The sequence below is a fragment of the Amycolatopsis kentuckyensis genome (genome assembly GCF_002155975.1).
In the GTDB taxonomy this organism is placed as follows: domain Bacteria; phylum Actinomycetota; class Actinomycetes; order Mycobacteriales; family Pseudonocardiaceae; genus Amycolatopsis; species Amycolatopsis kentuckyensis.
The window spans coordinates 1-11,929 of sequence record NZ_MUMI01000190.1; the positions used below are offsets into that span (position 1 = coordinate 1).

An 11,929-nucleotide genomic window follows, 5' to 3' on the forward strand; every position below is an offset into this window, starting at 1 on the left:
CGGCTGGAGCGACACTTTGACCGTCGGCAACGACACCCCCGCGCTACCCGCCCGGAGCAGCGCGAGGGTGTCGTTGCCGACGGTCAAAGTGTCGCTCCAGCCGCGGGCCGCGAGAGCCGCGTGCAGCGTCTCTTCTTCGCGCGGGAAGTCGAGCCCGGCCAGGTACGCGGACGTGTGGACCGCTCGCGGCAGCTTCCCGAAGGCGGGGTACGCCTCCAGCACCAGTTCTTCCAGTGCCGCCACACACCCCGCGACGCCGATGTTCTGCGGCGACGCGCCGGGGCCGCGTGCCGACCCCAGCACCACGCCGTCTTCCGAGATCACCAGGACCTCGGTCTTGCTGTTGCCGCCGTCGATCGCGATGACTGCAGGCTTCATCCGCGCGCCCAGGGCAGGTACTCGCGGTTGATCTGCACCAGCGAATCGGCCAGGGTGTCGGCCTTCGCGTACTGGCCGACCAGCGGGTGCGCCAGCAGGGCGTCGGCGACGCGGTCCCGGCCGCCCTTGAGCGCCGCCTCCAGCGCCAGGTACTCGTACGACGTCGTCGCGGCGATGAGCCCGGCGAAGTTCTGCTCCACCGGCGGCTGCGGGATCGGCGTCGCGCCGTTGGAGTCCACAGTGGACCGCGCTTCGACGACGGCGTCGTCCGGCAGGAACGGGAACGTGCCGTCGTTGCGGACGTTCACCACGTGCTCCTCGGCCGGGCCGCCCGCGGTCAGCGCGTGCACCAGCTGCACGGCGGCTTCCGAGTAGTACGCCCCGCCGCGCTTCTCGAGGGACTCCGGCTTCGTGTCCTGCTCCGGGTCGAGGTAGATCTTCAGCAGTTCTTCCTCGACGTCGGAGACGACGTCGGCGCGCGGGCGTTCGGTGCGCTGCTTGGTGACCTGCTCGTCGTGCGCGTAGAAGTACTTCAGGTAGTACGACGGCACGACGTTCATCCGCCGCAGCCACTTCTCCGGGACGCTGACCTCGTTGGACAGGTAGTCCAGGTGCTTCTCGAGCAGCTCGGGCAGCCGGTCGACGCCGTCGACCAGCGCGCCGCGCTCCCAGCTCAGGTGGTTGAGGCCGGTGTGGACGAGCTTGACGTCGTCCGCGCCGACGCCCAGGAGCTTCCCGAACTGCCGCTGCAGGTTGATCGCGACGTTGCACAGCCCGACCGCGCGGTGGCCCTCGTTGAGCAGCGCCCGCGTCACGATGCCGACCGGGTTGGTGAAGTTGACGATCCACGTGTCGTCACCGGCGATCTTGCGGACGCGGTCGGCGATGTCCAGCACCACCGGGACCGTGCGCAGCGCCTTCGCCAGCCCGCCCGCGCCGGTCGTCTCCTGGCCGACGCAGCCGCAGGCGTGCGGGAACGTCTCGTCCGAGCGCCGCGCCCGCTGCCCGCCGACGCGCAGCTGGATCAGCACGGCGGAAGCGCCGTCGACGCCCTCCTCCAGCGACTGCGTCGTCCGGACCCGCGCGGGGTGGCCGGCGTGGTCGAGCAGGCGCTGGCTGAACCCGCCGACGGCCTCGACGCGGTAGGCGTCCGGGTCGACCAGCACGATCTCGTCGACGTCCAAAGTGGACCGGCGGCCGGCGATCCCGTCGATCAGCTCCGGCGTGTAGGTGGACCCGCCACCGACGACTGCCAGCTTCATCCCTTGACCCCCGTGAATGTGATGCCCTTGACGAACGACTTCTGCGCGAAGATGAACAGCACGATCACCGGCGCCATGATCAGCGCGGTCGCCGCCATCGTCATGTTCCACTCGACGTGGTGCATGCCACGGAAGGACGCGATGGCCAGCGAAAGCGGCCAGTGGTCCTGGTTTTCGCCGGTGTAGAGCAGCGGCCCGAAGTAGTCGTTCCAGGTGAACAGGAAGCAGAACATGGCGGTGGCCGCGATCCCGGGCTTGGCCATCGGGATGAGCACGCGGTACATCGCCTGGAACTCGTTGCAGCCGTCGATCTTCGCCGCTTCGAGGTAGTCCTTCGGAATGGTGAGGAAGAACTGCCGGAGCAGGAAGATCGAGAACGCGTCGAAGAAGAAGTACGGCACGATCAGCGGAACCAGCGTGCCGGTGAGCCCCATCCGCACCCACAGGTCGTACAGCGGCACGACGGTGACCTGCGGCGGCAGCAGCATCGCCGCCACGGTCAGCATGAAGAACAGGTTCTGCCCGCGCCACCGCAGTTTCGCCAGCGCGTACGCCGCCGGGATCGCCGACAGCAGCGCGCCGGCCGTCGCCAGCGCCGAATACAGCAGGCTGTTGCCGAAGTATTCGAGCAGCGGCGCCTTCTGGAACACCTTGACGAAGTTCTCGAAGTGCCATTCGGTCGGCCACAGGCTCGCCGTCATCGCCTGGTCGCTCGCCATCACCGCGGTGAGGAAGACGAACAGCAGCGGCAGCATGAAGATCACGCCGAGCGCGATCCCGATCGCGTGCGTGGCGATGAAGGACAGCCGCTTGTCCCAAGTGCGCTTGAACTGCACGCGGGGCGGCACGGACACCGGCGGCTTGCGCGCGGTGTCGGACAGCGTGATCATGCCCCCTCCTCCTGGTGCTGGGACTTCCGCAGCTGCCGCACGAGAATCCAGGTGAACCCCGAGCTCACGATGAACAGCAGCACGGCCATCGCGGCCGCGTAACCCATGTTGAAGTAGCGGAAACCCTGGACGTACAGCCAGATCGGGTAGGTCAGCGTCGAGTTCTGCGGCGCCCCGATGAGCTTCGAGTTGCCGGCGACGTCGGCGGTACCCGCTGATGCCGAAGCCGCGACGATCGCCTGGGTGAAGAACTGCAGGGCGTAGATGATCGAGTTGACCACGCCGAACAGCAGCACCGGCGAGATCGACGGCAGCGTGACGTGCCAGAACCGGCGGACCGGACCGGCGCCGTCGAGCTCCGCCGCCTCGTACTGCTCGGTGGGGACGTCCAGCAGGGCGGCCAAGATGATGATCATCAGCTCGCCGGAGCCCCACAGCGCCAGCAGCGTAAGCGCGGGCTTCGACATCGCCGGGCTGTTGAACCAGAGCCCGCCGTCGATGCCGACGAGCCGCAGGAACCGGTTGACCGGCCCGAACTCCGGGTTGAACACGAAGACGAAGGCCAGCGTGGCCGCCGCGGGCGGGGCCAGCGTCGGCAGGTAGCACAGGGTGCGGACCAGCCCGACGCCCGACTTGAGCCGCGAGATCACCGAGGCGATGCCGAGGGAGAACACCACGCGGCAGACCGTCAGGACGACCACGAGCCACAGCGTGTTGTACGCGGCCGTGCCGACCAGCGGCTCGGTGGTGAACATCCGGACGTAGTTGTCGAAGCCGATGAACTGCGGCGGGTTGATCAGGTCGTAGCGGGTGAAGGAGTAGTAGACCGTGGCGATCAGCGGGTAGCCGAAGAAGATCAGGAACCCGAGGAACGCCGGGGCCATGAAGAACAGAACGGTCCGGCGGCGCTTGGCCCGGCGGGCCCCCGCCCGCACCTTCGCAGGTGCGGACGGGGAAGCCTGTTCGGCGAGCGTCGTCATCCGCCCGCGCCCTTCTGCTTCAGCTCGTCGTCGATCTGCGCGTCGACCTTCGCCAGGCCCGCGGTCAGGTCGGGCACCGAACCGGCCTGCCACTTCTCGGCGAAGTCGTTGACCGCCTTGAGGTGCGCGTCGCCGATCGGAGTGGTCTGGTTGGCGACCAGCTTGCCGCTGTCGTAGATGTCGAGGAACGTCTTGAACTGCGGCTGCAGGTCCAGCTTCGGCGAGGTCAGCGACGCCTTGGTGCTGGGCACGTTCTTCAGGCCGTTGGCCATGTCCACCAGGGTGTCGGTGTCCAGGGTGACCTGCTTGATGAGCTCCCACGCGGCGCCGGGGTTCTTGGCGCCCTTGGGGATCGCGATGATCGTGCCGGTGGTGAAGCCGCCGCCGTAGTGGTCGGCCATGCTGTCGAGCACCGGCGCGGGCGCGGTGGCGTAGTTGAGGGTGGGTGCCTGGTCCTTGAGGAACGCGGTGCGGAACTCGCCGTCGTAGATCATCGCCAGCTTGCCCTTGTGGAAGCCGTTGTCGGCGGAGTACTCGTCACCGAGGCCGGCCTTGAACTGCTCGACCTTGTCGTGACCGCCGAGGAAGTCGATCATCTTCTTCTGGAACTCGAACATCGCCTTCCAGCCCGGGTTGCTGGCGAGGTCCGACTTGCCGTCCGGGCCGAGGAACGGCGCGCCGAAGTTCGGCGCCCAGTACTGGGCCTGGTTGGCGTAGAACGGCATCGAGGGCAGGAACCCGGCGACCTTGATGGAGCCGTCCGGGTTGAACTCGGTGAGCTTCTTGGCGTCCTCGAACCACTCCGTGGTGGTCTTCGGCGGCGAGGTGATGCCCTTCGCCGCGAACATGTCCTTGTTGTAGTAGAGCCCGTAGACGTCGGCGAGCATCGGCATCGCGCACCGCTTGCCCTGGTACTCGGTGTAGTTGCGGACCGCGTCCGGGATCTGGGTCAGGTCGATCTTGTCGCGGTCGATGTAGGGCTTGAGGTCCTGGAAGCTGCCGGTGGAGCACCAGGCGCCGAGGTTGTCGGTGTAGAAGGAGATCGCGACGTCGGGTGGGTTGCCGCCGCGGATCGACTGGGTGAGCTTGTCGTCGTCCTGGTTGCCCTCGTGCTTGATCTCGATGTTCGGGAACTTCGCCTTGAGCTTGTTGAGGCCCGCGGTGACCACGCCGTACTCGCGGTCGGTGAACTTGGAGTACACGGTGAGCGTGAGCTTGTCGTCCTTGCCGGGCGCGGCGGCCACGTCGCCCCCGCTCGGGGCGGCGGCGCCGGAACAGGCGCTGGTCAGCAGGACGGACGCCGCGGCGGCGGCGGCGGCCAGCAGGGCGCCACGGCGGGTCCGGGTGGTCGGGGGCATGGCCCTCCTCCTCATCGGTTGGGGCTACTGGAGTCGTGAACGGGTGCTGTCGCCCTCGGGCCGGCGCGACCCGAGGAGCGTGGGGGTGACGACGCCGAAGACGTCCTCACGGGTGGTGGCGAGCGCCGACTGGAGGGCGCCCGCGCGAACGGCGTTGCCCTGCACGGAAGCGCAGCCGACGGGCGTGCGCGGCAGGACGAGTTCGTGCAGCTTTTCCTGCACGAGCGCGGCGAACTCCTCGCCGCCGGCCCGGCTGGTGTCGCCGCAGAGGAGCACGAGCTGCGGATCGGCGACGGCGACGAGGTTGGCGACGCCACCGGCGACCCTTCGGGCGAGGTCGTCGAGGAAGTTCCGGTTCCCGAGCGCTTTCGCTTGTGTGACGGCATCCCAGGCGGTTTTCGCCGCGATGCCGTGGGCGGCGGCGAGACGGCAGATGGCGGGCGAGTCGACCAGGTTGCCGAACCGGGCGCCGGCTTCGGGCCAGACGTCCCCGGTGTCCACGGTGGCCGGATCGGGCACCCGCATCCAGTCGATCTCGCCGCCCCCACCGGTGGCGCCGCGCAGCAGCCGCCGTCCGATGACGACGGCGCCGCCGACGCCTTCGGACAGCCAGACCATGACGAAGTCGTCGACGTCCTGGGCCATCCCGACGGTCATCTCCTCGACGGCGACCAGGTTGACGTCGTTTTCGATGAGGACGTCGACGCCGAGTTCGTCGGACAGCTTCAGCGGGACGTCGAAGCCGAGCCAGCCGGGGATGTGCGGCGCGGAGGAGAGCAGGCCGGTCCGCGGATCGAACGCCCCCTGCGCGCCGATCACGACGTGGGCCAGGTCTTCCCGCTTGATCCCGGCTTCTTCGGCGACCTTCTTGAGGGCTTCCCCGAAGGTCCCGACGACGTCGGCGCCCGCGTGCACGGGCAGGGGGGTGCGGTACTCGGCGAGGACGACCCCGGCGACGTCCGCGACGACGAAGTCGGCCACGTGCGGCGTGAGGTCGACGGCGGCGACGAAGGCGAGGCCGCCGTTGGCCGCCCAGAGCTGGGCCCGCGGTCCGCGGCCCCCGCCCCGGACGCCGGCCTTGACGACGAGGTCGTCCAGTTCGAGCCGGGTGAGCAGCTGGGCGGTGGCGGGCTTGGAGAGCCCGATGGCGAGCTCGAGTTCGGCCCGCGTGAGCGGCCCCTCCCGCAGGAGGACCTCGATGGCGGCGCGATCGTTGATCTCGCGCAGCATCCGCGGGCTACCGGCTCGCACTCGTTCCTCCGGACTTAATTAGGATACTTTACAGACGGTTTCCGGGGACTGTAGTGAGCCGCGGCACAGCCGTCAACGGTCTCGCGAAACGGCCAGGTAACGCTTGGCGGGGCGATAGGCCACCTGGCCGAAACACCGGTGAACGAGTGGCGCCGGGTACTGCAGGCCCGGTCAGGGGATTTCGGGTTGCGGCGCCGGGGATGCTGGTCTTCATGGACGTCGTGGCTCAGCGAGTGCGGACCACCTGGACCAAGCGGTCCCGGGGTGGCCCGTCGGCTTCGGTGCGCAACCGGGTGCCGATCGCTTTCCCGCTGCCTGCTGGTGCAGAGCTCCACGAGGTGAATGTCGACGAGTCGACCGGCTTCTCGCCGCGGTTCGCGATGCGGCCGATCACCGACTTGGACGGCGTCACGCTCCGCGAAGCGGAGGGCGGGCTGTCGGTGCTGGTCGTCCCGTCGCCGTGGGGGATGCCGAAGCGGAACCGGCCGCGCTCCCCGGTCCGGCTGGAACCGGGCGAGTGGCTGCGCTGGCAGATCAACCTGCGCTTCGGCCCGGCCTGCTCATGTGGCAGCGACTGGAGCTACCGGCTGGAGACGCTGAACGTGGCGTACGGCGGCCCGGCGGACTTCACGGGCAAGCCGAACCGCTCGGTGATCGAACTCGGCAACCTCCGGTGAACGCTGCGGGTCCCGGCGGCGGGCGCATCGGCGCAACGACCACGACCCGGCGGGCTGCCGGGCCGTTGGCGGTTGCCTACGCAGGGGTCTCCCGTGCCGCGGGGATTTCACCGGCCGGCCGCAACCCGAACTGTTTCGCCAGCCACTCCTTCGCCGCATCGGAGACATAGCGCTTTGAACGCCGCCCAGGCCTTGTCCACTACCAAGTTCACCACGGACTTGGTGAGCGCCGGTCGCTTTCTGGTAGTCAGCGAATTGCCGTCAGCAACAAGGCTTCGCCTCAGAAATCCCTGGCACCACTTGCGTCGCAGGAATATCGAACGCGGCGAGCGATCGGGTGAAAAAGCGGGGGTGCACCGACGCGGCGCACCCCCGCGATCACTCCTCCGCGTCCGCCCAGGCCTTGAGCATCACGCGGGCGATGGACGAATTACCCGGCAGGATGATCTCCGCCGCGCCGTCCGCGATCGGCGTCGGCCGGGCCCCTTCGGCGCGCGAGCTGTTCTCGAACGCCGCGCGCACCTCGGCCCTCGACACCCACAGCGCCTCTTCGATCTCGCCGTCCGCCGGCACCAGCGGCGCGAACCGGTCCGCCCGGGCCGTGAACCCCAGCATGATCGACCGCGGGAACGGCCACGGCTGGCTCCCCAGGTACCGGACGTCCGAAACGACCGCCCCGACCTCCTCGCGGATCTCCCGGACGACGCACGCCTCCAGCGACTCCCCCGCCTCGACGAACCCCGCCAGCACCGAATACCGCCCCGCCGGCCAGATCGGCTGGCGCGCCAGCAGCACGTGCGAGCCGTTCGTTCCCTCGACCGAGTGGACCAGGCAGATCACCGCCGGGTCCGTGCGCGGGTACTCCTCGCGGCCGCAGCCGGTGCACTTGCTCGCCCAGCCGAACTGGACCAGCTCCGTCTCACTGCCGCAGCGGGTGCAGAACTTCGCCTGGCGACGCCAGAAGCGCAACGCCTGGGCCGTCGTGAACAGTCCCGCCGAGGTGTCGTCCAGGAGGTCTCCGTAGCCGCGCAGCTCGACCCAGACCTCGCCGTCCGCGCGCGGGACCTCCTCCACGAAACCCCAGCTGCCCGCCATCTTCACGGTGTCGGCCGAGCCCGACGGGCCGCCCGGCAGCGACCAGTAGTCGACGTCCTGCCACTCGCCCAGGAACACCGCGCCGGGCGGCGGCGCGGTCCCGAAGTCGACGGCCTTCCGGAACGCCAGCGTCGACGCCCCCTCGGCCACCGGGGTGCGCCCGGTGTCGTCCAGGAGGACGACCCGGGCGTCCGGCCATCGCGCCAAGAGCCGCGAAGGGTTGGTGCGCAAGCCTTCCTGGCGGTCCACTGTGGACCGGGACAGGGTCGGCAGGGCACCGAGGGTGAACGGGACGGACATCAGGCCGGCTCGCCCACGACCACGTCGCCGAGCGCCAGGAGCTTGCGCTCCAGCACCGCCGCGTCGCCGACCACCACACCCGTGAACCGCTTGGGCGCGAAGTACTTCAGCGCCGCTTCGGCGACATCGTCGGCGGTCACCGCGGCCACCCGCGCCGGGTGCTCGTTCAGCCACTCCAGGCCCAGCCCGGTGGACGCCAGCGCCAGCACCTGCCCGGCCAGCCCGGCCTGCGACGACGTCGAGGTCAGCAGCGAGCCGATCGCGTACTGCCGCACCGACTCCAGCTCGTCGCCGGACGGCGGCACCTGGCCGAGGCGGCCCAGCTCGTAGCGGGTCTCCAGCAGCGCCGGGGCCGTCGCGTCGGTCGCCGTGTCCGCGTCGACGTTGACCACCGCCGTGCCGTCGGTGAACTCGAACCCGGAGTGCGCCGAGTACGTGTACCCCTTGTTCTCGCGGATGTTCTCCACCAGCCGCGACGAGAAGTACCCGCCGTAGGCCAGGTTCGCCAGCTGCAGCGCCGCGTAACCCGGGTCGGTCCGCGGAATCGTCTGCGCCGAGAGCCGGATCTGCGACTGCACCGCACCCGCGCGCGGCACCAGCAGCACGTCCGGCCCGGTCAGGTCCGGCAGCGGCGGCAACCGGACGGCCGAGCGGTCCGACGCCCAGCCGCCGAGCACCTTCTCCAGCTCGCCGACGACCTCGGCGGGGTCGAGGTCGCCGACCAGCACCATGACCGAACCGCGCGGCAGCACCGACGCCTGGTGCAGCGCCCGCACCTGCTCGGGCGTCACGACCGCGACGTCTTCGGCCTTCGGGACCTCGCGCGTGGCCGGGTGGTCGCCGTAGCGGTGCTTCTGCAGCGCCTCCCGCGCGATCGTGCGCGGCTGCGTGCGCGAGACGGCGATCCGCTCGACCAGCCGCTCCTTCTCGCGGGCAATCTCCTCGTCGGCGTAGGTCGCCCCGGTGAGGACGTCGCCGAGCACGTCGAGGAACGTCGGCAGCTTGTCCGCCAGCGCGGATCCGGTGAGCACCAGGCGTTCCGGGTCGACGCCGGCGCCGATGTCACCGCCGATGAGGGCCAGCTCGGCGTCGATCTCGATGCGGTTGCGGCGGGCCGTGCCGGTCAGGATCGTCTCGGCCAGCACCTCGGCGATCGCCGGGTGCAGCGCGTCGTCGCCCGCGAACGGGATCCACAGCCGCGCCTCGACCATCGGCACGGTCGCCTTGCGCACGGCCACCACGCGCAGGCCGTTCGCCAGCCGGGTGTCCACGTGGGACAGGTCGGCGGCGGCCCGCTGCTCGCCGAGCGGCGGCAGCGGCCGCGGTCCCCGCGCGGTGCGGCCGATCTCGTCGGCGCTGCGGTGCGTTGCTGAAGTCACTGCTCGTTGTTCCCTTCCGAAGCGGGCTTGACCACCAGCACGGCGCGCGCGTCCGGGCGCAGCGCCTTCGCCGCCGCCGACACGGCTTCCGCGGTGACCGCGGACATCCGGTCCGCGAGCCGGTACACCAGCGACGCGTCGCCGTAGAGCAGTTCGAACGAGCCGAGGGCCAGGGTCCGGGAGACCAGCCTGTCGTGCTCCGAGTGCAGGCTCGCCGTCCAGCGGGCGGTGACCTTGCGCAGCTCTTCCTCGCTCGGCGGGGTCTCGGCGAGCTTCTCCAGCTCGTCGTCGAGCGCGGCGAGCACGCGCTCGCGGGGCACCTCGTGCGGGTGGATCAAAGTGATGGTGAACGTGTCGGGGTCGCGGGCCTCGAACGGGCCGAACAGCCCGGCGCCCGCCCCGATGTCGACGACCAGGGGCTCGCGGTGCACCAGCCGCTGCTGCAGGCGGGAGCCGTCGCCGTCGGTGAGCACGCCGGCCAGCACGAGGTAGGCCAGGTAGCTGTCGACGTCGTTGATCGGGTCCGGCATCCGGTAGCCGATGCCGAGCGCGGGCAGCGGGGCGTGCGCGTCCTCGATCTCGCCGCGCAGCTCGGTGGTCGGCAGCGGCTCGGCGAAGGACGGCCGCTGCGGCGCCGGCCGGTGCGGGACGTCGCCGAAGTGGTCTTCGATCAGCTTCTTGGCGTTGTCCACCTCGAAGTCACCGGCCACCGTCAGCACGGCGTTCGCCGGCGAGTAGTAGGTGTCGAAGAACGCCGCGCAGTCGTCGACCGTGGCGCTTTCGAGGTCCTCGAACCCGCCGTAACCGTTGTGCGCGTTCGGGAACGTCGAGTACAGCACCGGCGGCAGGGTGATCCACGGGAACCCGCCGTAGGGCCGGTTCAGCACGTTGAGCCGGATCTCCTCCTTGACGACGTCGATCTGGTTCGCCAGGTTTTCCGCCGTCAGCTTGGGCGCGCGCATCCGGTCGGCTTCGAGGAACAGCGCCCGCTCCAGCGCGGCGCTCGGGAGCACCTCGAAGTAGTCGGTGTAGTCCGGGTGGGTGGACCCGTTGAAGGTCCCGCCGCTGGACTGCACGTGCCGGAAGTGCGCGAGTTTCTCCAGGCTCTCGGAGCCCTGGAACATCAGGTGCTCGAAGAGGTGCGCGAAACCGGTGCGCCCCTCCGGCTCGGAGCGGAAACCCACGTCGTAGTGCACGCTGACGCCGACCACCGGCGCGGTCGCGTCGGGCGCGAGAACCACCCGCAGACCGTTGTCGAGGGTGTATCGGACGAGCTCGGGATCGGCCATGGCCCCACCCTACGACGGCTCGGCGGTTGCCTGCGTCCCGGCTCGCGCGTGGTAAGGGGGCTGCGAACCCTCGTGACCGCTCACGAGCTCGATCAGGCGACCGCGGTGGGCGCTTGCGAACGTGCCCGACAACGCCGTCGCGAACGATCCGGCCTGGTCAGGGGTGATGTCGCCGGCGTGCCAGTAGACCGGTGGCGGGTGCTTGAGGCCGTCGAAGGCGGCCACCCAGGGCGCCAGTTCGCCCAGAGCGAGCGCGTACGGCAGGCCGCGGGAGAAGACCAGCTCACGCTGCGGCTTGTCGAGGTCCTTCGGCTTGACGGCGGCGATGCCGCGAAGCCGTCGCGCGACGTCGGCGCCCGCCCGGCGGCGCGCGGGCAGGGCGGCCGAAGCGGCGACGGCGGCGAACCCGGCCAGCGCGAGGATCACGCCGAGCTGGGCGTACCCGACGGTCAAGGCGAGCAGGACGGTGAGGAACCCGCCGTAGCAGACGACCCGCACCCCGGCCCGGCGGAGCCGGCGCGTCGCGAACCAGCCGCGCCGGACGACGTCGGCGGCCAGCTCGGCGCGGGGGATTTCGACGTGCCGCCTCCGCAGTTCGGCGAGGGTCACCGGCCCGTCCGGGACCACGGCCTCGTACACCGCACGCTCGAAGTCGGTCAGGTGCTCGTCGGGCGGGTTGCGCCGGGCCAGCGTCGGACCGTCGCCCACCCAGAGGTAGTTGCGGACGGCGAGGTCCAGCACGGTCGCGGCCAGGTCGAGCGGCCCGGCCCGGCCGCGCAGGAGCAGGCCGACGTGGCCCGGCAGCACCCCGCCGGGCGAGGCGAACTCACCGTTCCCGGCGAGCAGGCTCGCTTTCTCCGGCTCGCCCTCGCGGCGGCGGGCCGCCCGGACCAGCGCGGCCAGCGCCAGGAGCAGCGCGCCGAAGCCCGCCCAGGCCCAGCCGACCGGGGCGGTGAGCACGAACGCGCCGGCGATCGTCTTCGCCGGGACCAGGACTTCGTTGCCGGGGACGGTGCCCGCGGGCAGCTCGACGGTCGCCGTCATCCGGTCGCCCGCGGCGAGGTTCTGCT

10 protein-coding genes and 1 pseudogene are annotated in these 11,929 nt (G+C 70.5%); 1 reads left to right on the plus strand and 10 read right to left on the minus strand.

The window, feature by feature from the left end:
• The 6 genes and pseudogenes from CCN39_RS19295 to CCN39_RS19320 form a co-directional block, all read right to left on the minus strand.
• A pseudogene (locus tag CCN39_RS19295) lies at positions 1–378 on the minus strand (ATPase); the annotation flags it as partial.
• A complete protein-coding gene (locus CCN39_RS19300) occupies positions 375–1,640 on the minus strand; it encodes a 6-phospho-beta-glucosidase (RefSeq protein ID WP_086843900.1) in 1,266 nt (421 codons plus the stop codon). The pseudogene CCN39_RS19295 and the gene CCN39_RS19300, both read right to left, overlap by 4 nt.
• A complete protein-coding gene (locus CCN39_RS19305; protein ID WP_086843902.1) occupies positions 1,637–2,530 on the minus strand; it encodes a carbohydrate ABC transporter permease in 894 nt (297 codons plus the stop codon). Before CCN39_RS19305 ends, CCN39_RS19300 begins: the two co-directional genes overlap by 4 nt.
• Positions 2,527–3,510 (minus strand): carbohydrate ABC transporter permease, encoded by a 984-nt coding sequence (locus CCN39_RS19310; protein ID WP_167455121.1) that lies wholly within the window; start codon positions 3,508–3,510, stop codon positions 2,527–2,529. Before CCN39_RS19310 ends, CCN39_RS19305 begins: the two co-directional genes overlap by 4 nt.
• Complete coding sequence (locus CCN39_RS19315; protein ID WP_086843903.1) at positions 3,507–4,868, minus strand: extracellular solute-binding protein; 1,362 nt, start codon at positions 4,866–4,868, stop codon at positions 3,507–3,509. The genes CCN39_RS19310 and CCN39_RS19315 overlap by 4 nt, the downstream gene beginning before the upstream one ends.
• A 24-nt stretch (positions 4,869–4,892) precedes the next feature.
• Complete coding sequence (locus CCN39_RS19320) at positions 4,893–6,098, minus strand: ROK family transcriptional regulator (protein ID WP_086843905.1); 1,206 nt, start codon at positions 6,096–6,098, stop codon at positions 4,893–4,895.
• A 233-nt stretch (positions 6,099–6,331) separates the two neighbouring features.
• Here CCN39_RS19320 and CCN39_RS19325 point away from each other — a divergent pair, with 233 nt between their 5' ends.
• The gene (locus tag CCN39_RS19325; protein ID WP_086843915.1) at positions 6,332–6,796 is read left to right on the plus strand and encodes a hypothetical protein; all 465 of its coding nucleotides are present in this window, start codon (positions 6,332–6,334) and stop codon (positions 6,794–6,796) included.
• Positions 6,797–7,174: 378 nt separating this feature from the next.
• Here CCN39_RS19325 and nudC read toward each other — a convergent pair whose 3' ends face one another.
• The 4 genes from nudC to CCN39_RS19345 all read right to left on the minus strand — a co-directional run.
• The gene (gene nudC, locus CCN39_RS19330; RefSeq protein WP_086843907.1) at positions 7,175–8,191 is read right to left on the minus strand and encodes an NAD(+) diphosphatase; all 1,017 of its coding nucleotides are present in this window, start codon (positions 8,189–8,191) and stop codon (positions 7,175–7,177) included.
• Complete coding sequence (locus tag CCN39_RS19335; protein WP_086843909.1) at positions 8,191–9,570, minus strand: M16 family metallopeptidase; 1,380 nt, start codon at positions 9,568–9,570, stop codon at positions 8,191–8,193. The genes nudC and CCN39_RS19335 overlap by 1 nt, the downstream gene beginning before the upstream one ends.
• Complete coding sequence (locus CCN39_RS19340) at positions 9,567–10,859, minus strand: M16 family metallopeptidase (RefSeq protein ID WP_086843911.1); 1,293 nt, start codon at positions 10,857–10,859, stop codon at positions 9,567–9,569. The genes CCN39_RS19335 and CCN39_RS19340 overlap by 4 nt, the downstream gene beginning before the upstream one ends.
• A gap of 9 nt (positions 10,860–10,868) precedes the next feature.
• Positions 10,869–11,929, minus strand: a 1,061-nt coding sequence (locus tag CCN39_RS19345) for a DUF2207 family protein (RefSeq protein ID WP_086843917.1), incomplete at its 5' end; no start/stop codon positions are given.

What these genes read in the sequence shown, in the direction of transcription:
- CCN39_RS19300 (WP_086843900.1), bottom strand. Translation starts at nt 1,640, where the DNA reads ATGAAGCTGGCAGTCGTCGGTGGCGGGTCCACCTACACGCCGGAGCTG.
- CCN39_RS19305 (WP_086843902.1), bottom strand. Translation starts at nt 2,530, where the DNA reads ATGATCACGCTGTCCGACACCGCGCGCAAGCCGCCGGTGTCCGTGCCG.
- CCN39_RS19310 (WP_167455121.1), bottom strand. Translation starts at nt 3,510, where the DNA reads ATGACGACGCTCGCCGAACAGGCTTCCCCGTCCGCACCTGCGAAGGTG.
- CCN39_RS19315 (WP_086843903.1), bottom strand. Translation starts at nt 4,868, where the DNA reads ATGCCCCCGACCACCCGGACCCGCCGTGGCGCCCTGCTGGCCGCCGCC.
- CCN39_RS19320 (WP_086843905.1), bottom strand. Translation starts at nt 6,098, where the DNA reads ATGCTGCGCGAGATCAACGATCGCGCCGCCATCGAGGTCCTCCTGCGG.
- CCN39_RS19325 (WP_086843915.1), top strand. Translation starts at nt 6,332, where the DNA reads ATGGACGTCGTGGCTCAGCGAGTGCGGACCACCTGGACCAAGCGGTCC.
- nudC (WP_086843907.1), bottom strand. Translation starts at nt 8,191, where the DNA reads ATGTCCGTCCCGTTCACCCTCGGTGCCCTGCCGACCCTGTCCCGGTCC.
- CCN39_RS19340 (WP_086843911.1), bottom strand. Translation starts at nt 10,859, where the DNA reads ATGGCCGATCCCGAGCTCGTCCGATACACCCTCGACAACGGTCTGCGG.